Annotated in this window: 22 protein-coding genes; 3 read left to right on the top strand and 19 right to left on the bottom strand. The window is 46.9% G+C overall.

Annotated elements, in window-relative coordinates:
* Positions 1-78 precede the first annotated feature (78 nt).
* The 19 genes from L976_RS13400 to L976_RS13310 form a co-directional block, all read right to left on the bottom strand.
* The gene (locus L976_RS13400; protein ID WP_047537450.1) at positions 79-927 is read right to left on the bottom strand and encodes a PilW family protein; all 849 of its coding nucleotides are present in this window, start codon (positions 925-927) and stop codon (positions 79-81) included.
* Positions 927-1481 (bottom strand): type IV pilus modification PilV family protein, encoded by a 555-nt coding sequence (locus tag L976_RS13395; RefSeq protein WP_047537448.1) that lies wholly within the window; start codon positions 1479-1481, stop codon positions 927-929. The genes L976_RS13400 and L976_RS13395 overlap by 1 nt, the downstream gene beginning before the upstream one ends.
* A complete protein-coding gene (locus L976_RS13390) occupies positions 1471-1959 on the bottom strand; it encodes a prepilin-type N-terminal cleavage/methylation domain-containing protein (protein WP_047537446.1) in 489 nt (162 codons plus the stop codon). Before L976_RS13390 ends, L976_RS13395 begins: the two co-directional genes overlap by 11 nt.
* Before the next feature lie 250 nt (positions 1960-2209).
* Positions 2210-2710 (bottom strand): type II secretion system protein, encoded by a 501-nt coding sequence (locus tag L976_RS13385; RefSeq protein WP_037422432.1) that lies wholly within the window; start codon positions 2708-2710, stop codon positions 2210-2212.
* 70 nt (positions 2711-2780) lie between these two features.
* Complete coding sequence (locus tag L976_RS13380; RefSeq protein ID WP_047537442.1) at positions 2781-3398, bottom strand: pilus assembly FimT family protein; 618 nt, start codon at positions 3396-3398, stop codon at positions 2781-2783.
* Between the two features lie 74 nt (positions 3399-3472).
* Positions 3473-3967, bottom strand: a complete 495-nt coding sequence (locus tag L976_RS13375; protein ID WP_047537439.1) for a hypothetical protein — start codon at positions 3965-3967, stop codon at positions 3473-3475.
* 26 nt (positions 3968-3993) lie between these two features.
* A complete protein-coding gene (locus L976_RS13370; RefSeq protein WP_047537436.1) occupies positions 3994-5214 on the bottom strand; it encodes a type II secretion system F family protein in 1221 nt (406 codons plus the stop codon).
* 2 nt (positions 5215-5216) lie between these two features.
* Positions 5217-6977 (bottom strand): GspE/PulE family protein, encoded by a 1761-nt coding sequence (locus L976_RS13365; RefSeq protein WP_047537433.1) that lies wholly within the window; start codon positions 6975-6977, stop codon positions 5217-5219.
* Positions 6974-8257, bottom strand: a complete 1284-nt coding sequence (locus L976_RS13360; protein ID WP_047537430.1) for a tetratricopeptide repeat protein — start codon at positions 8255-8257, stop codon at positions 6974-6976. The genes L976_RS13365 and L976_RS13360 overlap by 4 nt, the downstream gene beginning before the upstream one ends.
* Positions 8254-9186, bottom strand: a complete 933-nt coding sequence (locus L976_RS13355) for an ExeA family protein (protein ID WP_047537427.1) — start codon at positions 9184-9186, stop codon at positions 8254-8256. The genes L976_RS13360 and L976_RS13355 overlap by 4 nt, the downstream gene beginning before the upstream one ends.
* 6 nt (positions 9187-9192) lie before the next feature.
* A complete protein-coding gene (gene mshL / locus L976_RS13350; RefSeq protein WP_047537424.1) occupies positions 9193-10875 on the bottom strand; it encodes a pilus (MSHA type) biogenesis protein MshL in 1683 nt (560 codons plus the stop codon).
* Positions 10876-10889: 14 nt separating this feature from the next.
* Entirely contained in the window at positions 10890-11207 is a 318-nt protein-coding gene (locus L976_RS13345) for an MSHA biogenesis protein MshK (RefSeq protein ID WP_047537421.1), read from the bottom strand.
* Positions 11194-11844 (bottom strand): hypothetical protein, encoded by a 651-nt coding sequence (locus tag L976_RS13340; RefSeq protein ID WP_047537419.1) that lies wholly within the window; start codon positions 11842-11844, stop codon positions 11194-11196. Before L976_RS13340 ends, L976_RS13345 begins: the two co-directional genes overlap by 14 nt.
* On the bottom strand, positions 11841-12443 hold the full coding sequence (locus L976_RS13335; protein WP_047537417.1) for a hypothetical protein: 603 nt from the start codon (positions 12441-12443) through the stop codon (positions 11841-11843). Before L976_RS13335 ends, L976_RS13340 begins: the two co-directional genes overlap by 4 nt.
* Complete coding sequence (locus L976_RS13330; RefSeq protein WP_047537414.1) at positions 12440-13318, bottom strand: hypothetical protein; 879 nt, start codon at positions 13316-13318, stop codon at positions 12440-12442. Before L976_RS13330 ends, L976_RS13335 begins: the two co-directional genes overlap by 4 nt.
* Before the next feature lie 238 nt (positions 13319-13556).
* Positions 13557-15467: an RNase E specificity factor CsrD gene (csrD, locus tag L976_RS13325; RefSeq protein WP_047537411.1), complete on the bottom strand. Its 1911-nt coding sequence runs from the start codon at positions 15465-15467 to the stop codon at positions 13557-13559.
* A gap of 213 nt (positions 15468-15680) precedes the next feature.
* Positions 15681-16925 (bottom strand): malic enzyme-like NAD(P)-binding protein, encoded by a 1245-nt coding sequence (locus L976_RS13320; protein WP_047537409.1) that lies wholly within the window; start codon positions 16923-16925, stop codon positions 15681-15683.
* 515 nt (positions 16926-17440) lie between these two features.
* Positions 17441-17653: a 50S ribosomal protein L31 gene (gene rpmE, locus L976_RS13315; RefSeq protein ID WP_011073821.1), complete on the bottom strand. Its 213-nt coding sequence runs from the start codon at positions 17651-17653 to the stop codon at positions 17441-17443.
* Positions 17654-17828: 175 nt separating this feature from the next.
* Positions 17829-18866 carry a FimV/HubP family polar landmark protein gene (locus tag L976_RS13310; protein ID WP_047537406.1) on the bottom strand — a complete coding sequence of 346 codons (1038 nt, stop codon included), beginning with the start codon at positions 18864-18866 and terminating at the stop codon, positions 17829-17831.
* A 102-nt stretch (positions 18867-18968) separates the two neighbouring features.
* On the opposite strand from L976_RS13310, the gene priA reads away from it, so the two are divergent.
* The 3 genes from priA to L976_RS13295 all read left to right on the top strand — a co-directional run bounded on the left by priA (position 18969) and on the right by L976_RS13295 (position 23738).
* Positions 18969-21182: a primosomal protein N' gene (priA, locus tag L976_RS13305; protein ID WP_047537403.1), complete on the top strand. Its 2214-nt coding sequence runs from the start codon at positions 18969-18971 to the stop codon at positions 21180-21182.
* Between the two features lie 111 nt (positions 21183-21293).
* Entirely contained in the window at positions 21294-23039 is a 1746-nt protein-coding gene (gene argS, locus L976_RS13300) for an arginine--tRNA ligase (RefSeq protein WP_047537400.1), read from the top strand.
* A 3-nt stretch (positions 23040-23042) separates the two neighbouring features.
* A complete protein-coding gene (locus L976_RS13295) occupies positions 23043-23738 on the top strand; it encodes an SPOR domain-containing protein (RefSeq protein ID WP_047537397.1) in 696 nt (231 codons plus the stop codon).
* The last annotated feature ends 19 nt before the right edge of the window (positions 23739-23757 follow it).

Raw genomic sequence — 23757 nt, 5'->3', positions numbered from 1 at the left:
ATACCGATGACCAAGGCGCTGCCACCTTGGCGCCGAGCCGAAGACTGACAATACTCTGAACGCGAGAGGCTAACTAAGTTAGGGGACATTAATCACCTGCACTTGATGTCGATATTGAAATGTCTCGCCGTTGACATTAAATCGTGGTTGTAGATGCACCATCGCATTATTAACGAGGCTCGACGGCGTTAAAATCAGCGGTAAATCGGCGTTATTACTCAACACATTAGCCACGCTCTGTGCCATAAGCACGCCCGAACTCATATCCGAAGGTGTTGGCTGGCTGGCATTCACCCCATAGCCAGTATAACGCATTAAGGCTAACTCATTGGTCGATGAGACTTTCTCAAAGCAATAACTCACAGGTGCTGAAGCAAAATAGATCCGCTGCCGCGGAGAGGCTTCGGCAAACCTCGTATTGGCCGTAAAGGTTAAGGTCACTTGGTTTGCGGCGCTGCTAACGGTGTTAATCTGTGCGCGTTTTTGTCTCGCGCTGTTATATACATCGCTATCGGTTAAAGGATAAATCCACACATATTGGTTCGCTGCAATCATACTGGTCAGATTATCTAAAATCACAGTGCCCGTTAGCGCTGCTGTACTCGGCGTAATCGGCATTGCTAAATAGGTGGTACTCGCCTCAATAGGGACAAACTCAACGCACTGATAGGTTAAGCCATTACCATTGAGTCGCACACTATTAGGCACTGCGCTACGCAGCTCGCGGGTCATACGCTCCACAGCAAAACGGCTCTGGCTTAGCACTTGGTCGACCGAACTCGACTCAACAAAAATTCGCGTGCCAAAAATAATAAAACTACTCACCCCAACCACCAGAATGCCTAAGATCAGGATCACAGTGACCATTTCAACTAAGGTAAAACCCTGTGCGCATAAATGCTTACGCTTCATTGATAAAGAGCACATTAGTAATTGCTCCTTACCAAATTGTAAGTGATCACTTCGTTATCTGGCGTGGTGACATTAATGGTCACTAACTTGGTATTAGGCGCAGGCCCAAAGGCGACTGTGACACTTAATTGATAGTTGGGATAGGCCTCTGCGTAAGTTTGGCTGGAATTGAGCATAGTGGCGTTTTGAGTTAAGCCGTGATAGTCATCCACATCGTTAAAATCGTTGCGTCCCTCTCCCGCTTCGGGCCCCAAGTTGGCCGAGCAACTACTGCCTAATGGACTCCCGCAAGCCGGCACTCCGCCATTGGCATTGGTATTTTGATCATAACGTTTGCCCCAAATCTCATTCATTACCGAATGGGCAAGCTCGGCACTTTTTACTCGGTGTAAAGTCTTGGCAGCGCGATCCGCCTGCGGAAATAACATGCTACTAAGCATTACGATAGCGATGGCAATGACTAACATGCCAACCACTAATTCGATTAAAGTAAACCCTTGTTGTGGTTTAGCTTTTGAGGATGCTTTTATTGATGTACTTATCGAAAACAGCCGAGGATTAGTTCGCATAAATATAGCCCTCGCTGGAGATATTAATTGCCACAGTGTCATTGGCAATTACATTTATACATGGCCCATTACACGCAAGCGACGCTCGACCATTGATATCAAAATCAAGATAAAAGCTCTTGGCATTGTTACTGATAAGCACTAACTGCGCGCCACCTTGAAAAGCTTGGCTGGATAAAGGGTTAGGAGATAAAGGCGTGCCCGTACAACCAGTGCTATCGCGACTGGCAAACTGACTCACTTGATAGCCTGTCGCTGAAACGACTACGCGGTAACATCTATCGGTATTATTCAAGGCTTTTTGCTGAACCTGGCGCAGCTCGGCCATAAATTCATTGCGCAGACTAAAGGCGCTATAGGATGACTGGCTAAATAAGCGCGGCAATACCGTCACCGATAGAATCCCAATTAGGATAATAGTGGTCACAAGTTCAACTAAGGTAAACCCAAACTGTCTGCCGGTGGAAAATCTACGCATTGTCCGCTTTACCGTGATGCTAGGTTCTAGGTTCTAGGTTCTAGGTTCTAGGTTCTAGGTTCTAGGTTCTAGGTTCTAGGTTCTAGGTTCTAGGTTCTAGGTTCAGTTTCTGCCAACTTAATTCGTAAGGCAAATATTTCACCTAAATAAAAGAAATAATTAGCAAATTCATTTTATTACAATCAATAAACTAATAGATTGTTGGCCTAAAAAAAAGGCCTGCTAGGCAGGCCTTTTCCAGAAGCGCGTATTAACACTTAGAAGCATCTGGCGCATTTGAAATTTTAGGTGCTGTAGTATCTGTTGCGGCTTCGTAAGTAATAAAACACTCGGCAGGAGCACCTGCCTGCCAGAACTTAGCTTTACCTGATGTAGTTGTATCAACAACCCAATCAGTTGTAGCGCTGGTTGGTGTGGTGCCTTCGCTGATACTAACATCTAGTGCATTTTGGAAATTCTCAAGCTCTGCTGTCATGTATCCATAAGCAAGATTCACTTCTACACCAGTAGCGATCTCTACAGTTGGTCCGTTTGTTGTGGCTGGTGCTTTTTTTTCTAAACCAGCTAATGCTGCTTTTGAATAGACTAAAGTATTCGCTCCTTGGATTGAGGCTTTCAGACCATTCAGCGCAGACACTCGCGCATCGCCTTGCAGATTAATAAACTTAGGTGCTGCTGTGACAGCAAGAATACCTAAGATAATGATCACTACGACTAATTCGATTAAGGTAAAACCTTGTTGTCTTTTCATATAAAACTACCCTTTTTTGAGAACCAATTAACTAAAACTAATTAAAAGATAAACCAGTTAAAACATTAAATTAAGGCGTAAATGGTGTTTGAGTGAAACTTAGTACTTTGCCTGTACCTGGATTATAAACCACGCCTTTAGCGCCAGTGGTTGATAAATCTGGTGCTGGAGTTGGCACACCTGTATTTTGGTTTAACACCAGAGAGGCCACTTGATGATAAACACACAAATCCAAACCACTCACGGTTGTACCCGCAATTGAATTAGTACTGCCACCCGCACCATCAATCACACGTACTGTATAACGTTGATTTCGCGCATCTTGCGAATAGAGCACATTACGTGGCGCACTTTGCAATACCGTATTGAATACCTGTTGACAGCTTGCATCCGTCATCGCCGTTGCATCGGTACCAGAGGTACCCGTTGGATAACCAAAACGTGGGTCGAGTGAAACAGAAGTACCATCTAAGATCACACTGCTATTTTGGCGACCATCGACTTCCCATTGTGAACGCACAAAACTCACGGCTGTAGATAAACCACCCGCCACACCGTCCACACTGGCATCTTCAGCATCATCGGTGACGTTTAAAAAACGTGGGATTGCCGTTGCCGCTAACAGACCCAAAATGACGATCACTATGACCAGTTCAATCAATGAAAAACCATTTTGTTTAGTCTTCATTAGTTCCCCCTACTTGATGAAAGTCCATTCTAACAGCTAAATCAGTTTATAAAAGCCCGTTACTTAACAATATTTTAGGAGTTCGTCAAAAAAATGACCCTGCCAGAGTTTAGTTGATAGCCAATACTATCCCCATTTTGTGAGCGATAACGGCAGCTATTATCCTTACTAAAATAGGCACCCATTAAGGTATTTTCCGCTAGCTCTTGCCCCATCAATTGTTGCCATAGTGCCTGACAACCTTGGTCATCAAGCGTATTTGGCTGCGGCCAGCCCAGTGAATTCATCATCACCAGCGTTTGACCATTTTTGGCACTTTGCTCATTTAATACTTCCCAATCTAGTCGCATTTGTGGCGGTTTGCCAAGGGATAACCATTGGGAGCGCACCATGGCTAATACATTTAAGAAACGCGTATGCTCTAATTCCACTGTACGGGCGGCAAGCTGTGGCATGGTGGAAAAATACTTAACCCCAATCACGGCTAAGATTATCAAGATCAGGCAAAGGCTAATAAGCCGCCCATAAACCCGTAATAGATCGCTGTCAGCCTTCTGTTGGCTCTGCATCTATTTGATCCTGATAGCATAAAGCATTACTTACCACCTTTGACCACATTGAGCATATCCCACATGGGCAGATAAATCCCCAAGGCTAATATCAATACAATAACGGCCACAATACCAATTAAGATAGGTTCTAATTTGGCGGTAAGATTTTTAAGGTCATAGTCGACCTCCCCTTCGTAGAAATCGGCAGCATCATTCAATAACTGATCAATCTGCCCGGTTTCTTCTCCTACTGCGACCATTTGCAACACCAATGGTGTAAATAACTTGCTCTGATTCGATACCCTCAGCATAGATTCGCCGGACTCGATGCCGCGGCGCATACCAACAATTTTGTCGTGCATATAGGCGTTATCCACCGCATCCGCCACAAGGCTCAGCGCCTGTGTCATCGGCACGCCCGCGCTTAACATCATCGAAAAACTGCGGCAATAACGGGCAAGGGTCGAACGCTCAATAATCGAACCCACTGCGGGAATATGTAATTTCCACTTATCCCATTGTTTTTCACCTTTTTCCGTATGGTGCCAATAACGGATCCCAATGATGGCGCCAAGCAACATCACCAACATCAAAGGCCAATAGTTAACAAATAAGTTAGAGGTGCCAATCAGCACCTTGGTCGCCCAAGGCAAATCGGCACCGAAACGGGAAAACATTTCGGCAAATTTTGGGATCACCATGATATTTAAGATCACCATCGCCAAGCCAATCGCAATCAATACAAAGATCGGATAACGCATTGCGGCCTTAATCCGGCGGCGAGTTTCCTGCTCACGCTCGATATAGCCCGAGAGCTGAATAAAGGCATCCTCCAACTTACCTGTGTTCTCCCCCACATGCACCATAGAAACAAACAGTGAATCAAACACATCAGGATGTTGGTTCATGGCAGATGACAACGGGCGACCCGCGGTAAGCTGCTCAGAAATATCATTCAGTGCATCTTTCATCCGTTGAGAATGGGCAGTTTCGGATAATCCCGCAATGGCTCGCAGAATTGGGATCCCCGAGCGCGTGAGTGAATACATTTGCCGGGTAAAAATTTGCAGTTCATCTAAGCCGACTTTACTACCAAAGAGCTGCGTCAGTGAAAATGACTTCGTCACCTTTGCCGCTTTAACTTCCAAAGGAATAATGCCGCGGGATAACAGCATATCGGCCGCTGCACTTTCAGAGGCGGCATCGAGCTGACCCGTTACGGCTTGACCTTGCCCACTGCGTCCACGGTATTGATAAACCGGCATAATTAGGCCTCGACGCCTTGCTGACTAATAATATCCCGTGAGAGTGGCACTTGAGATTCACTCACATCCTCTACCAGCTTAGCCACCTCTTCAATGGTCGTCATACCCTCACTTAAATATTGCAATGCCGATTCGGCTAACGGGGTAAAGTTCGGGCTTTGTAATGCTGCGCGGGCAAAATCCTGCGGATTGCCAGTGCGCATGGCATCAATCATTTTTTCATCCAGTTCGAGGATTTCAAAAATACCGATACGGCCACGATAACCACTGCCATTACAGCTCTGACAACCCGTGCCAATACGGAAATTCGCATGGGTAAAATCTTGACGGCTTACGCTATTTAACCACGCTTTCTCCTGCGCAGTAGGCTGATATTCTACGCCGCAGTTATGGCACACACGGCGCACTAATCGCTGGGCAATAATCACCCTTAAGGCACTGGCGACTAAATAACTGGCGGCGCCCATATCGAGTAAACGTAGCGCGCTGGTCACCGCATCATTGGTGTGCAAAGTGGATAACACAAAGTGACCCGTAAGTGCGCCCCTCAGGCCAATTTCAACGGTTTCTTGGTCGCGCATCTCCCCGACCATGATAATGTCTGGGTCTTGACGTAATGTGGTACGCAGTACGTTCGAAAAATCCAGTCCAATCTTATGGTTTACTTGGACTTGGTTGATCCGTGGCAGTTGGTATTCGACCGGATCTTCTACCGTGATAATCTTGCGATCCGCGGTATTGAGCTCACTTAAGATGCCATACAAGGTGGTGGTTTTACCGCTACCCGTAGGGCCAGTTACCAGTAACATGCCGTGCGGACGTTTAATCTGCTTACGAATACGCGCCAAAATATGCGGCGGCATACCCGTTTCGTTTAAGGTCAACAGCCCTGCGGATTGATCGAGCAAACGCATTACCACGGATTCACCGTGGTAAATCGGCATGGTCGACATCCGCACATCAATTTTGTGGCCTTTAATTTCCATATGGAAACGCCCGTCCTGCGGCAGACGTTTTTCAGAAATATCGAGGCCCGCCATGAGCTTAAGACGCAGAACCAAGGCTGCGGCGATATTAACCTCATTCAGTATGGTCTCATGTAACTGACCATCGATCCGCTGACGGATCCGCAGCACCTTTTCCCCAGGTTCGATATGAATATCCGAGGCACGCATTTGCACCGCATCTTCAAAAATAGACTGAAGTAGCTTAACGACTGTGGTTTCATTATCACTGTCGCTCGAAGTTAAGCTTGCCAAATCAAACATTTTATCGGCGGCGTATTCCTCTTCTAGCTTGCCAGCAATTTGTGCGATCTGGTCGGTGCGGCGATAGAGGTTATCGAAGGCTTGCAGTAACTGCTGCTCAGGCGCGACCGCGACACTGAGCTTTTTAGGCGCGATGATGGTTTCTAAGTGATCAAGCGCCTGTAAATCAGCAGGGTCGCTCATAGCAACCAGTACACTATCGCCCCTATCTTCTACCGCTAGGGCACGAAAACGCCGTGCTTGTACTTCAGGGATCAGATTGACCACCTCAGAGGGGATCGAACGTTTACTGATATCGAGTAAGGGCAGGTTGAGTTGCTGCGACAAAAATTGCAGTAGTTGAGTTTCGGTAATCGAACGTAGATCGATCAATGTTCGGCCGAGTTTATGGCCAGTATTGCGTTGATCGGCCAAAGCCTGCTGCAACTGCTCTTCGGTAATAATGGATTCTTGAACTAACAGATCGCCCAAACGCATCTTTAATCTGGGTTTCATTGGCTATCTCCTAGTTGTAGTAAGCGTTGTTCAATAAAAGCCGTGGCCTGAGTTGATAAGCCGGAATAGCTTAATGCTGTGCGATAGGCTTGGCTGGCTTGAGCGAATTGTTGCTGTGAGTCTAGGGCATAGGCCAATCCCATCCACCATTTCGCCTGCTGTGGCTCCTGCTGTAATAACTGGCGGTACGCCTGTTCTACTAACGTAAACTGGCCTTGTTTTTGGGCTAAATCCGTCTGAGCTAACCACTTTTGCCTTGCTAATACATGGCGATCAGGGATTTGTGCAAGACTCGCTAAGGCCGAGTCAGTATCACCCATTGCGTGTTGTATCCTTGCTAATAGTAAATAAAATTCATACTCTTGCGGATACAGTAATCGACCTTGACTGAGCACTTCAGCCGCTTGTGCTAGCTCGCCTTGGCCATAATGTAGTGCCGCGAGTTGTTTGCGCGCCTCATGCAAGCTCGGATCTAGCTTAAGCGCCTTATCATAGTAGCCCATAGCTTTGAGCAACTGACCTTGTTTTTCAGCATCGCTCGCCAGTGCCACCTGTTTTTGTGCTAATTGGCTCGGTGAAAGCTTTACTTCCTTGACCGCCATTTGACCAGCCGCCTTGGGTTGAACACTTGTAAACTCTGCCTGTTGGTTGGCTCTAGCTTGGCTTGGTTCAAGATCGACTTGCGCAGTTTGATTGGAGACAGTTGCATTTGGCTCCGTTTGGTGAACTTTAGCGCTATCGATAGGGCGATGAGTATCACTCGCTTGAGCCTGCACAACATTTGCCGAAGGCGGATTGACTGCAGAAACAGATGCGGAAGACTCTTTAGCCTGCACAGGCACACTTTGAGAAGTCGCCTGAAGTGTCGCTTTGTCAGTAGGATTTGGCTGGGCAACACTGATATCAAGCTTATCGCTGGCTTGAGTGCTCGTCGACTGCGGCGGCTTGGTTTGCCCAATTTCAGTCGTTGTCGCGATAGAGGCTGTATTCGTTGTTGTCTCTATGGGCACACTTGATTGGGTCGATGACTCAAGTTGATGAGTAGATGGAGTTGCAACAGTATTCGAAGGAATGATCGTCGTTTGTTGCGACCTGTAACTCGCTTGAAAGGCATACATAGATAAGCCTCCCACTAAGACAGATAGCAAACAAATCACTAACCATTTACGTGACGAGCTTGTCCGCCCTAGGTACTGGGCTTGATTCACCGTGATATTACTCAGCGAATGCCCCTGCTGGCGCTTGTCCAAATCCTGCAGCATCTTGTTGATCACGCTCATGCGCCATCTCCCCACCACTGCAGGAAATTAATCCCCGATAGCAGCAATGCCAACAGTGCAACAGCAAATACCATAAAAGCGATAGCGAAATAGGTCGACCACTTTTGTACTCTAGTCGGGCTGGCATCTTCGGTATCGCAAATGGCGCCTTTCAAATGGGACATCCGCACCTGCGTTGCACCCTCACCAAAACTTAGCATAAGGGATTTATGGGCTAATATATTGATCAATCTAGGGATCCCACGGGACGCCTGAGCTATCTTGCGGGTGATCTTTGGGCTAAACAGCGCTTGCCCCGCATGCCCTGCCACCGCTAATCGGTAACGGATATAGGCATCGGTTTCATCCAAGGTTAACGGCCGTAGATTGTAACTAAAAGTTATACGTTGTCTTAATTGCCTAAAGGCTTGGCGTTTTAATCTTTCATCCAACTCGGGCTGACCAAATAACACCACCTGCAATAGCTTACGACTTTCAGTTTCAAGATTAGTGAACAGTCGCAGGGCTTCGAGACTTTCATCGGGCAACGCCTGCGCTTCATCAAGCACTAACACAATGGCATGACCATGGGCACTTAAGGCGAGCAACTGCTGCTGAATAAGCCCAGTCAACTGTTGCTGATCAATCTCCGCGGTATATTTAAGGCCAAGCTCATTGGCGACCGCCCAGCGCAGCTCAGCGGGAGTTAAATAAGGATTAGGAAGATAGGCACAGTGGAATCCCTGCGGGAGTTCGTTAATCAACTTGCGACAGATTAGGGTTTTACCCGTCCCCACTTCCCCCGTGACTTTAATAAAACCTTCCCCGGTTTGTAGGGCGGTCTGCAGCACTTGCAGCGCCTCTACGTGCGGGGATAGCCCGAAAAAAAATCCGGTATTAGGGGTTAACGAAAAGGGTGTCTGACCCAGCCCAAAGTGCTTCAAGTACATGAAAAATTACTTATTTTCTGGATACCAACGGTCGAGTAACGCCTTAGAGCGCTCTAACTCGGTTTTCCAAGTATCATTACCCACCACGGTAGGCTTAAGCATAATAATTAACTCGGTTTTCTTTTTCTGCTTGCTACGGTTTTTAAACAGTTCGCCCACAAACGGAATATCACCAAGCAGTGGCACTTGAGACACCACCTCGGTATTTTCACTCTTCATCAGTCCGCCAATCACCACCACATCGCCGGAGGCCGCGCGGATGACTGTATCAGACTCGCGGATTTCACTTTGTGCCAAAGGTAATTCTAAGGATTCATTGCTGACTTTGATGTCCTTCGTTTGTTCTTTTACATCAATAACCGATGGGTGAACATGCAGTAATACGTTGCCATCTTTATCGATTTGCGGAGTGACATCCAGCGCGATGCCTGAGAAAAATGGAGTCAATTCCACCTGAGGTGTAGTAACTGGTGTCGTGCCGGCAACCGTGGTAGATGAAACATCGGTAACAAAATACTCATCGGTACCGACTTTAATCACCGCTTTTTGGTTGTTAGATGCCGTCACCCTTGGGCTGGATAATACGTCCACATCACCTTGGGTATCGAGCAGGCTTATCATGGTATTAAAATCTGAGCCTTTGATGCTCAGCGATGTCACGCCTCCAAGAGAGGAGGTGATTTTATCACTTAAGCCAGTACCCGCTGATGTCCCAAAATTAATATTGGTGTTGCCTACATGACCCAGCACATTATCCCACTGAATACCCTGCTGATAACCGTCCGATAAGGTCACTTCGAGGATCTTCGCTTCGAGGATCACTTGGCGCTGTAAATGGCTCTCGGCCGAACTTAAAAATGCACGCACTTGGCGTAGCTCATTTGGATAAGCACGAATAGTCACTAATCCCGCCTGCGGGGTCACCACCACTTGGCGGCCACCGCCCGTGTCACCCACAATGGCGGTTAAGGTTTCTTTTAACTCACCCCAAAAATCGGTTTTGGTGCGCGAGCGAATAAAGGTGCCATTGGTGCTATCGCTGCTGTTACTGCTAGCATTACTGCCGTTGCTCGAATTGCTATTGCTATTATTTCCACCAGAGTTGCCGTTATTCGAGTTACTATTGCCGCTATTGTTATTTGAGTTGTTATTGTCGGAAATTCGGCCCGAACTTACCGAGGTTAACGACAGGCCATCACGTTCCATGTATAAGTAATTTAACGGGAAAGTCTCAGTACGCATCCCTGCAGGGAATACCCGCAAAATACGTCCTTCACGGCTGACTTCATAACCATAAATATCTTCCACCACTTGAATGGCTTCACTCAGTGTCACCCCTTTTAGCGACAGTGAAATGGTACCCTGCACATCAGGGTGTACCGCCACACTAAAGGGGGTGCCCTGCACGAGACTAGGGAAAAACACCCTCGCATCCACATCATGGGCAGAGACATCGATACGACGCTCAGTCTCCATGGGAGCAGTTAAGCCCCCCATTAAAGTATTGGCATTCAGCTCGCGCTGCACCGCATCTGGCATAGTGGCTGGCGGGGGCGGCGTTGGCTGGCTCGCGGTCTGCATCGAGGCGGAAAGCGCTTCTTTTGATGCCGTAGGTTGCGGCCTATCCGTTGTTTGGCAAGCCATAAGGCAAAGTGAGAGTAGAGGTGTGAAGTATTTAATGGCTGTCATCTGAGTGTTATTCCCTATCTCTCTATTATTGCTTGAAATACTGCTAATTTCCGTCCGTCAGAAAGAGATACCGACGAGGGAGTAATGCGCACCACTTTGACCCCTTGGATGCTATCACCCACGGACACAATTTTATTATTAATCACAGCGTAAGCCGTATTGCCTGAGCTGACGATGCTATTGAGTATTAAGGCTTGATGCTGATTTTGGCTCACTGCGCCTGCGCCCGAATAGCCTTTGCCGGGCAAAGTAGGGTCCCGTAAGCTTTCAGCCGACACTTGTGCTGAAATACCCAGTAATGCAATGAAAATATAAGGCTTATTGAGCAACACTGATAAAGTCCTTATTAATACTCAAGGTATAAAGTTCAATGTCGATTTTCCCCTTCGGGTAATCGCCCACTTTATAGTCGAGTCGTTTCCAGTAAAGTTTGTCAGGCATGGCCTCTACCGCTTCAACAAAACGCAACACGGAGAAATAATCCCCTTCTAAACTCATGCGGATCCCATGGCTATAGAGATTCAACTTTTTCTCATCACCCACGGCGAGTAATGGAACAGGCGCAATAGAGGTAAACTTCAGTAATTTAATCCCTTGCACTTGCCCGAGCAGATTACCCAGCAGCTCTGGCATATAATCGGCGGGCACCATATCAACCATCTGCTCGTTAAGCTGAGCATCAATCTGTTGATTTTGTTGCTGTAGTAGATTTAAACGCTGACGATAGTCCTGATTGGGATCCATCGCTAATCGCTGCTGATATAAATCAATCTGTTGCAACGACACGCTATTTTCCTGCTCTAGTGCTTCTAATTGCTGCGTGGTTGAATGCTGTTGTTTCCACAGGGATTCGATTGGCATATATGCCAGCATACCGAGCAGCACTAAAACGGCGAGTGCTATTAATCCTCGCTCCCGCTGGCTCAGCGCATCAAACTTTTGCGCTAATTGATTAAATTGTGTTTTCATCGTGCGTTCTCCTCAGGTGTCTCGCTAGTCAGCGTGAACGCCAAAGGTTTATCCTCGCCGCGATCCATTGTCATGGAAGAAAACGCCTGCCCTTTTAAGGTTTGGGTCGTTTTTAACTTGCTTATCCAAAGCGGGATGTTCTGTGGATGGTCGGCAAAACCTTCAAACATAAAGTGTTGTTCGTTAATCACAATATGATTCAGCCAAACGCTCGCATCGGACACCATGGCTAAGTCCTTCAGCACAGGTGCAAAACCTCGGCTAGTGAGGGATGAACGCAGCGCCAGTTCGCCCAACAACAATTGCTTTAACTCCAACTGCTGTGACTCAAGTGTGACCCGAGCGACTAAATCAGGGTCGGGTTTACGGTTGGCAATTTGCGTTTCGAGATCGGCTTTTTGTTGGTCGTACTGCTGTTTTAGCGCTGACGCTTGGCTTAACGCCTGTACAGACTCAGTTAATTGCCAATAGCTAAAGCCAGCGACTGCACCGCAGACGAGTAATAAGCCCGCGGTGTAACTCATTAATGTCGCGAAGGTTAAGCTCTGCTTTGGCGGTAAGAGCGCTGCAGAATATAGGTTAACTCTCGATTTTATCACTCGGCACCCCGTGAAAGTTCACTGAAGGCTAATCCCGCCATTTTTGCGCCAACGGAGGTGTTATTCACCACATTAACGGCTTGATTAAAGTTAGCCGAAACCAACTTAGCTAAGGCATCTACCGCGCCATCGGCAAATAATTCAATTGAGTTAACGGGAGACTGGCGCAGTTGACTCTCAAAGTAATCCATAGAGCGCTGAATTTCTAGGCTTAAGTTATCTGCCAATCCATAATTAAGCTCATCCACTTCAGCCTTATCTAATTGACTAAAGCCGCGCACGCGGCGCTGCATGTATAGTTGCCCCTGTTTAACCACAGTAAGCAACAACTCCTGCCCTGGATGATGACTAACCACCAATCTTGCCTGATTATCATCCATAAACAGATTAGTCATCGCGAGTTCTTCAATACTGATGCCTAAAATAGTGAGCCCTTGCTCATTGATGGCTTGAACCATATTCGTCAATTTGTCTTTATCGACCACGACAACATTGAGCTTATTACTGGGTAGGGGCGACTCAAAATAATCTAAATGGATTTGCGGCACAGGAATCGTGACCATATCTTTAATAGACCAAATCAAGGCTTGGGATAATTCTTGACTATCGACATTTGGTTTATCGGCGACGAGTAATTGGTAGCGGCCACTACCAAGCACGATTTGCAATGCGCTGTGGGGAAAAGCGCTGGCAAGTTCAGCGAAGGCACTTTGCCATTGATCTTGTTGTAGCTCAAAAGAAAGCCACTGTTCATCCTGACGGTCTGTGGCAGGTGCGTAGACCCAAAGCTTATCGGCACAAACATACACCCCCAGTGTGATGCTGGCCTGTTTGGCTTGCCAAAAGGCCAACCGAGCAAAAAGTCCTTTATCCATAAAATGCCTGTCTTCCGATAAAGTTAAAGCTTGAGTGATAAGCCTGCAAATAGCACTATTTCTAAACCACGAGGAGGATATAAGCTCACTGCATTTGAAATGTGAAAGCTGTTATATCCAGCGTCATAATTTTGGCACAAGCTAGTTTAGCCGCTAATCAGTGAATTTTATAGAGAAATCCTACAATTCGGCCCTATAATTCCACAGGGATCACATCACCCAGAGAGAGAAATAAGGCCTATTGCAACTCTACGGGATCGCTAAAATACATGCCCTGAGCCATCCCCACCCCAAGGATTTGTAGGGTTTGCCATTCTTCAAATACTTCAACGCCTTCAGCACTCACTTGCACTTCAGTACGATATAAACCACCGATTAAACTGCGAATAAACAATTGATTTTCAGGGCGCAAATGAATATGTCGCACGATAGAACGGTGCAATTTAATCATGTCGAAATGACACTCTCGGATATAGTAAGTGCCAACAACCTGTTGCCCAACATGGTCAACACAGAGGCGAGCCCCCATCTTACTGATCATATCGAGTTTAGGCCGCAGTTTATCTTGATGCTGGACCACTATGTCCTCAGATACCTCAAAAATCAGTTGAGGCGTCAAATGGCGATATTCAAGCAAGGTGGTTTTAAGCCAATGCGTAAAGGCGCGACTCATCAAAGTATCTAGGCTAAGATTCACACTGTAGACTTGGCCTTTATGCTGTTCTTGCCCAAGCAAAACCAACACACGTTCAATCATTTGCCGCTCAATTTGCGGCATCAAACCACATTTATTAGCCATAGGGATAAACAACGTCGCCCGCACTAATGCTCCTTGATTATCCCTCGCCCGTGTAAAGATCTCTTTATGGTGCTCTCCCCCATCGGAATCCATAATTGGCTGACTGAAGGGATAAAAACGCCGCTGAACTAAAGCATTCTCCAAGAAGCTGCGCCAACGCACCGAGCCCTTTGCAAACTCTTCATCAATCGCACCTTTATCATACATAAACCAATTACTGTTACCTTGTAATTGGGCTGCACGTAACGCCATATCGGCTTCATCGAGCAGCTGATTAACATTATCCCCCGCCGTAAAGTAAGCGCAGCCTAAATGATAAAAGTTATCCCGATTGTCAACGCCATCGGGCAAAGGTTGGCTCAAACAGACTTTCAGTAATTTGCTCGCAAGCTGGTCGGCTTCAATCAAGGAAACATGGGGCACTACAATCGCAAATTGATTGTGGGTACGTCGCGCAAATATGCTATTGGGTAAACTTTGCAAAATGGAGTTAATGCCATTGACCGTCGCATGGAGTAGATCTTTAACAGCACCCTCCCCTTTTGCCTGTTGTATAAAATCGAGGTCATCCATTTCTAGCAGATAAATCACCCCATGAGCGACCATGCCTTGGTCGTGGCTCAAGGCATCAAGACGGTTATTTAAAAACAACCGATTACCAATACGGGTTTGTGCATCTAAAAAAGTATTGGAACGAATAAATTTATCGAAACGACCGCGCTCTTTGTGAGCATCCTGCAACTCTTCAAGCAGCTTAGTCAGTGCTCGATTGATTAACCTTGGCTTGCCATTACCGGGCGTAGCGAGAGCTTGCTCATGTTTACCTTGTAAAATCAACCGACTACGCTGTGCAAGTTCCTCAATCCCATCCAACTGTTGTGATAGCCATATATGCCCGAAACGCACCAGCGCGATAACCGCCAGCAAGCCAACGCCCAAAATGAGCAGCTCATACCAACTGACACTGTAATGGTCGAAGGGTTGCGGCAAACTCAATGTCATACTGAGGCCCGACTGAGGATCAAGCAAATGGGTATACACCATGGGATTTTGAGTTTGCACATTACCTTGATAGGCAAATAGCACTTCGTTGTTCATGGTTAAACGAAATTCGACGGTGTTAAAGGCGAGCAACATGGGAGGCAGCCAAGATTCTAACTCCCAATCTGGCTGAGTGTGGTAATGCTCTATCAGCAAGGTTTCAAGCTCTGCCACTTTCTGCTGCTGAAACTTATAGGTCAACTGCACAAAGCTCATCATGGCGCTGAGTAAAAATACAAAGGCGATAGCGGCCAAAGACATCAACCAAAAGCTGGTTAATTTTGTAGTTAACATTCGAGTGAATTTCATCGATCCGCTATCCTGCAGAATTATTATAATTATCGGCGCACTCTTAACATGAGTTAAACAAATGCTACTCAAGATTATTCAGTAGCATAAGCTAAAAGGCAACCTAGGATTTATTTTCAAAGACGCTAAAAATAGCGTCAATTGCAGAAATATCATCCAAGGCTAAAACAAAAAAGAGGCTATTAGCCTCTTTTTCATTAACCGTACAGTTGCTTAATCCGCATATTTGGGCAAAGTGGTAATTGCCGCAACACCCGAATCAATAGCCGCCTTTGCCACAGCGCGTGCCACACGAGGCAATAAACGTGGGTCCATGGGTTTTGGCAACACATATTCAGAGCCAAAACTTAATGAGCTCACCTTTGGATACGCTTTAAGGACACTTGCAGGTACCGCTTCTTTCGCTAATTCGGCAATAGCATGCACTGCGGCAATCTTCATCTCATCGTTAATACAAGATGCGCGTACATCTAATGCGCCGCGGAAAATAAACGGGAAACACAGCACGTTATTCACTTGGTTTGGATAATCGCTGCGGCCAGTACCCATAATCAGATCGCTACGAGTAGCATGGGCAAGCTCTGGCTTGATCTCAGGATCAGGGTTTGAGCAAGCAAAAATCACCGGTTTATCCGCCATCATGGCCACTTCTTCAGCACCAATCACATTAGGACCAGATAAACCTAAGAAAACGTCGGCGCCTTTAATCACATCTTGCAAGGTACGCTTGTCAGTCTCATTCGCAAATAAGGCTTTATATTCATTCAGATCAGTACGCCCCGAATGGATAACACCTTTAGTGTCTAGCATGTAGATGTTGGCACGGTTGGCACCACATTTTACTAACATGGTCATACAGGCAATGGCAGCAGCACCTGCCCCCATACACACAAAGATCGCATCGCTAATCAGTTTACCTTGGATTTCTAAGGCGTTAATCATGCCAGCAGCAGTTACGATTGCCGTACCATGTTGGTCATCGTGAAACACGGGCACATTACAACGTGCAATTAACTCACGTTCGATAACAAAGCACTCTGGCGCTTTAATATCTTCAAGGTTAATCCCACCAAAGGTGCCTGCAATAGCCGCTACTGTGTTAATAAACTCTTCAGGTGTGTTGTGAGTCACTTCGATATCGGTTGAGTCGATATTGGCAAAGTGTTTAAACAGTAGCGCCTTACCTTCCATCACCGGTTTTGAAGCCAATGGGCCTAGGTTACCTAAACCTAAAATCGCAGTACCGTTAGAGATAACGGCTACAGTATTACCTTTGTTTGTATAGCGATATGCATTTTCAGGATTAGCGGCAATTTCACGGACAGGCTCGGCCACACCAGGACTGTAGGCTAGTGCGAGATCGTGGCTCGTTTCAGCGGGTTTAGTGAGGCATACTGCAGTTTTACCGGGAACGGGGAATTCATGATAATCGAGTGCTTGTTGACGAATATCTGACATTTTAACATCCTGAAATGCGACATTTATAAGTATGGAAGTAAGGCCGACCGACTCAAGATCACCTCATTTGTGGGTGATTTAAACAGTGTGGCAGGTCGCGGTAAGATACGCCAATTAGGTCACATTTTAAATAAAATCTTGAGAAATTTCGCCTTTACCAGCGAACAACCATTCTAAGCTACGTTTTATTATCTTATGTGCCCCAATAAAGGACGATTACCCGTTTAAACTTGTAGAAAACCAACGAAAATACATAGTAAAACAATGGCAAAAAGACCGTAAAAAGCCAAAAATGTTGACTAAATTACAATAAAGATAGCTAACAGCTGTTATCTTATAGTTTATTGCTATAAATAAGTCGATTTATCGCAATGGAAACATGCAGAAAGCGATAATGACGATTTTTTAATTGAAGTCGTACCAGAAAGGTAAAAAAGTACCGATTACGTGCCAGCGGAGATATGAAATGCAAAAAGGCGCCAAAGGCGCCTTTTTTAGAAACATTGCGAACGCAATTATTTCTTGCCAAGCATACCGAAACGCTTGTTGAATTTGTCGATACGACCGCCTGTATCAACAACTTTTTGTGTACCAGTGTAGAATGGGTGACATGCACCACAAACGTCTAAGTGCAGGTCTTTACCTACAGTAGAGTTCACTTTAATTACGTTGCCACAAGTACAGTTTGCAGTGATTTCTGCGTATTCTGGGTGGATACCTGGTTTCATTTGGGTTACCTCAAGTAAGGCCATGTCGCTCTTCCAACCCGAAGTCGGACACCACATGCAGTTAATAACGATATGTTAGGGCGCAGGATATTACAGTATCACCCAAGTGGATACAAGTAGATTATCTGCGCATTTTCTCAATAATCGATGCTTGCTAACAATTATTAATCTGCTTCTATTTCCCTGCTTCCCGATCCTCAAAACTTGCCTTCGCAGCCTTTGCATCGGGATAGCGGGCGAGTATTTCGGTTGATGGACAATACAAAGTCGCGTCTTTCTTTAAAGCGTTAATGCGGTTCTTAGAAAATGCCTTGGGATTCGCATCATGAATTGCCAACATCGCGCCATACACACTCACTTGCCACTCAACAGCATAGCGATTGGAAATACGCCATAGGGTTTCGTTATGATAATCCAGAGTACACTGCCCCGAGCTGACTGAAATCGCGACGCTATTGTCGGCTGATGATGCCGCTTCTGGCATAGATTTTTGTGTTTGAGTTTCGGGCACATTACTCGATTCAACCTTATCAGATCCACGAGTATTCACATCTGGCGTTGACTGTGCTGTGGCAGTTGGTTTATCTGTTGTAGAGACCTGCAGCTTTGATACCTCTGCATCAAGCTTATCCCCTGGGAAGGTAAATCCGCTGGAGCGAGGCACCACTGCCGATTCACTAGCGGCGGCAACAACAATAGGTGCCACTTCTGTTTCAGCGGTCACGAGATTAACCTCGGTCGCATTCTTGGTTGATTTAACAGCTGTGGCTTTATCATTTGCAATCAGCGAATTAGCTTCAGTCTTTGAGGCTTTTATCGGCTTAACAACCGTTGTCTTTGCTAGCAATGTAGATGATTCACCTGAGCCTGCATTCTCAAACAGTGGCAGGTTTTTCACCTCATACCAACGATCGACTCGATATTCGCGAACTAACAATCGCGCTTTAGGATCTGTCACATTCTCCAACCCGAACAGTAACAACATAAAACGATTCACTGGCAGCGCCATCAACTTTTCTTCTCGCGTTGACTGACGCAATACAAACTCCAAACGCGTCATATCCTGATCATCAGTGACCACATTAACACGCATCTTAGGGTGGGACCCTAGCTCAAACATAGGTCCATTAAAACTAACATGAGACACTTGAGCTAAGCTGGAAAAACTATAGCTTAAGGCTAACAATCCTAGTAACTTTAATACGTTACTCATACATACTCCCAACCATCCCTAGACACTCCCTGATAAAGACTAGCCCTAACTCGCTGCGCTGAGTACACTAAACCTCATTTCCCTTTTAGACTCGCCCAGCATATGTCACTGTTTGTTGAAGTTGCGTTACCTGTGCCTATGCGGCAAAACTTTACATATCGCGTAAAGACAAAAGAGCAAAGCGATGATAGCCCCCATGCCAAACCACAAATTGGCGTTCGGGTCAAAGTCCCCTTTGGGCGGCAGCAACTTATTGGTCTCGTTACCGCCATTACCGACAATTGCGATCTGGCGCCAGCACAACTCAAATCCATCATAGAGTTTATTGATGACGCGCCCTTATTGCCAGAATCGCTTTATAAATTAACCCTATGGGCGGCAAGATACTACTTTTGCAGCCAAGGCCAAATGCTCACCCAAGCCTTACCTGTAGCACTGCGCAAGGGCCTAGATGCAGCGCCACAAAAAATCCAGTACTGGCAAATCACAGAGCTGGGCAGCAATATTGCGCCAGAAACCTTAAAACGCGCGCCCGCTCAAAAAAAATTACTCGAACATTTAAAGCAAACCAGTCTCACACAGGAAGAAGTCATCAGCTTAGAGCTGAATAAGACCGCGCTCAAAACCTTAGAAGAGAAAGGCTGGATTGCCCGCCACGAAAAACTCGCCGAGCTCAACCTCGATTGGCGCTGCCAACTCGAACTCGATGAAACGCCCCACAGGCTAAATAAAGAGCAAGCAGTCGCCGTGACGGTATTAACGCAGCAGCAAGGATACCACTGTACTCTGCTCGAAGGCATTACAGGTTCGGGTAAAACCGAAGTCTATTTAGCCTTGCTCGAACATATCCTGAAGCAAGGTAAGCAAGCACTTATTCTTGTACCTGAAATTGGCCTCACACCACAAACCATCAATCGCTTTAAGCGCCGTTTTCGGGTGAATGTTGCCGTACTGCACTCGGGTCTAACCGACAATCAGCGCCTCGAAGCCTGGCGTCAAGCCCGTTGCGGCCAAGCGGCCATTATTATTGGCACTCGCTCCGCGTTGTTTACACCGATGGCATTTCCTGGCGTCATCATCCTCGACGAAGAACACGACAGTAGCTTTAAACAGCAAGAAGGCGTTGGTTATCACGCCCGCGACTTAGCAGTGATGCGCGGGCATTTAGAATCGATCCCTGTGGTTTTAGGCTCAGCAACGCCGTCATTAGAAAGCCTGCAAAATGCGCTCAGTGGTCGTTATCATCATCTGCAACTCGGTGAACGAGCTGGCAATGCTAAAAAAGTACGCCAAGGCATCATCGATATTAAAAACCTGCCACTCAAAGCGGGCATGTCGGCGCCACTGATCAATGAAATCCGCAGCCATTTGGATGCCGGAAATCAAGTATTACTGTTTTTGAACCGCCGCGGCTTTTCGCCAGCACTGCTGTGCCACGAGTGTGGGCACTTACATGAATGCGACCGCTGCGATGCATTTTTTACTGTGCATCAATCCTTGGGCGAGATCCGTTGCCACCACTGCGGTAACCAATATGCCATTCCAAGGCAGTGTCACAATTGCGGCAGTACCATGTTGATGGGACAGGGTATTGGTACCGAGCAGCTCGCCGAAGCACTGCAATTGGAGTTTCCAAAATATCCCGTGGTGCGTATCGATCGCGATACCACTCGCCTTAAAGGTTCACTTGAAAACCATTTAAGTGCGATTCATAAGGGCGAGTATAAGATCCTCGTCGGCACCCAAATGCTGGCCAAGGGTCACCACTTTCCAGATGTCACCTTAGTGGGCTTACTCGATGTCGATGGCGCGCTATTTAGCGCCGATTTTAGGGCGCCAGAGCGCTTCGGCCAGCTCTATACCCAAGTCGCTGGCCGCGCTGGACGGGCCAACAAACCCGGCACTGTATTGCTGCAAACCCACCAGAGCGATAACCCGATCCTTAGGGATTTACTCCACCGCGGTTATGGTGAGTTTGCCCGCAGCCAATTAAAAGAACGGCAAATGGCGCTCTTACCACCCGCTTGGCATATGGTACTGGTGCGCGCCGAGGCACATTCTGCCTTAGATGCTGACAATTTTCTTAATGCGTTTGCATCCTTGCTGCCCCAAGATAAAGAGTTTGAGATTATCGGCCCAATGCCCGCGCCACTCGATCGAAAGGCCGGTAAGTTCCGCCGCCAGTTGATGTTTCAGGCCAAGCACAGACATAGGTTGCAGCAGGAGTTTGAGCGGATTTATCCGCTTGTCGAACAACTGCCCGAAGCCAAACGCTGCCGCTGGAGCTTAGATAGGGATCCGCAGGATCTGTTGTGATTCAATAATTTGATAAAAAATCATCGGGAAGATAGCAATTAGCCACCACAAACGGCTAAAATACGCGGTTATTCCCTGTATTCACTCTTAAAGTTAGTAGCTAATTAATCCATGAAATCACATATCCAATCATTACTTGAACAAACTATCGAATCCTTTAAACAACAAGGTATTTTACCTGAGGATTTTGAGGCCCGAATTCAAGTAGATCGAACCAAGGATAAGAGCCATGGCGATTTGGCGACCAACTTAGCCATGATGCTAACCAAAGCGGCGGGTAAAAATCCGCGCGAATTAGCGCAGTTGATCATCGACAACCTTCCCGCCTCCGCTTATGTGGCAAAAGTTGAAATCGCAGGTCCTGGTTTTATCAACTTCTTCATCGATGACAGCGCACTGGCTAACCAATTACAAGCCGCGATTGGCGATGCGCATTTAGGGATCAAATTACCCACACCACAAACTGTTGTGGTGGATTATTCCTCACCAAACCTCGCCAAAGAGATGCACGTGGGTCACCTGCGTTCAACCATCATTGGCGATAGCGTGGTTCGCACCCTCGAGTTTTTAGGTCACAAAGTCATCCGTCAAAACCACGTGGGCGACTGGGGCACCCAATTTGGTATGTTGCTGGCTTACATGGAAGAATTACGTGCAGCCAATGGCGAGCAAGCCCAATTAGAGTTATCGGATCTGGAAACCTTCTACCGCGCCGCCAAACTGCGTTTTGACGAGTCTGCCGAATTTGCTACCCGCGCCCGTCAGCTCGTGGTTGCACTGCAATCCGGTGACGAGTACTGCAACAAACTGTGGCGCGAATTTAACGATATTTCGCTAAGCCACTGCCACGACGTATACGAGCGTTTAGGCGTGAGTTTAACCCGCGCCGATGTCCACGGTGAAAGCGCCTACAACGCCGATTTAGAGCAAGTCGTTAACGATTTAGCCGCCAAAGGTTTATTGACCGAAAGCAACGGCGCCAAAGTGGTATTCCAAGAAGAATTTCGCACTAAAGAAGGCGAGCCATTGCCGGTTATCATTCAAAAAGCCGATGGTGGCTACCTGTACGCCACAACCGACTTAGCCGCGATGCGTTACCGCTCAAGTGTACTCAAAGCCGACCGCGTGCTGTACTTTGTTGATTTACGCCAAGCACTGCACTTCCAGCAAGTGTTTAGTCTTGCCAAACTGGCCAAGTTTGTTCGTGATGATATGTCACTCGAGCACTTAGGCTTTGGCACCATGAATGGCGAAGATGGTCGTCCATTCAAGACTCGTACTGGTGGCGTGGTGAAATTGGTCGATCTGCTCGACGAAGCCAACACCCGCGCGCTGGAATTAGTTCGCAGTAAAAATCCAGATATGGATGAAGCGACACTTGCTGAGATTGCCCGCGTCGTCGGGATCAGCGCAGTGAAATATGCTGATCTGTCGAAAAACCGCACCAGCGATTACATCTTCAGCTTCGAGCAAATGCTGAGCTTTGAAGGTAATACTGCACCTTACCTGTTATACGCATACACCCGCGTAGCTGGCATCTTTAAGCGTGCAACTGATGTTGACTTAAGCCAAGCGAAAATCGTACTCGACCACGAAAAAGAGAAAGATTTAGGCAACAAATTGGCGCAGTTTGGTGAAATCCTAAGCCGTGTTATCGACAAGGGACAACCACATGTGCTCTGCGGTTACCTCTATGAATTAGCAGGGGCTTTCTCTAGCTTCTATGAGGCCTGCCCAGTGCTTGCAGCCGATAACGACGAGCAAAAACACAGCCGTTTACTGTTATCACAACTGACTGCAAGCACACTGCAAAAAGGCCTAAATCTACTAGGTATCGAAACCCTAGAACGGATGTAAGCCATGAGCAATCGTGACTATGCCAACAGAAGACCGCAATCGGGCGCAAAACCGCGCCCCATTCGCGCGACACGAGCGAAGCCTGCGGCTAAAAAGGCCCCTCCTCGCCGTAAGCTTCCTATTCCTCTGATCCTGTTTGCCTTTGTCGCAGTAGGCAGTTTTGGGTATTTTCTGTGGAGCATTAAAGACACAGCTAAGCAGGAAGTGCCTGTTGAGGTCAAAACCGAAAAAGAAGTGAAGCCAAAAGAACCTGCAGCGCTCCTTACACCAAAAGTGAAAGAGACTGAACGCCAAGAGGTCGCCGTCGTCGCTCCGGTAGAAGAACAACCTGTAGTTGAAGCGCCGAAGAAAGATCCTAATGCCTTGCCGCCAAAACCGAAGGAAGAATGGACCTATCTGGATGAGCTTGAAAACAAGCACGTCGAAGTAGATATTCCCGACGTTGTAGCAACCCGAGCACCCCAGCAATATCAATTACAGTGTGCCTCGTTCCGCCAAGAGTCGCAGGCGAATCAGATGAAAGCTGTGATTGCCTTCCAAGGATTAGAAGCGCAGGTAAGACAGATTGAAGGCACCTCAGGTACGTGGTACAAGGTAATTTTAGGTCCTTACGAACGTAAGCGTGATGCTGAGCGTAAACGCCATGTCTTGCAAAACGCTGGGATAAATGGCTGTCAATTGTTGCCAATACCCAAGTAACCTCATCTCAGGATAAGAA

Source organism: Shewanella sp. ZOR0012, from assembly GCF_000798835.1.
Classification (GTDB): Bacteria; Pseudomonadota; Gammaproteobacteria; order Enterobacterales; family Shewanellaceae; genus Shewanella; species Shewanella xiamenensis.
The sequence above is the reverse complement of the archived record's forward strand: the minus strand, read 5'-3'. Positions and strand labels throughout refer to the sequence as shown.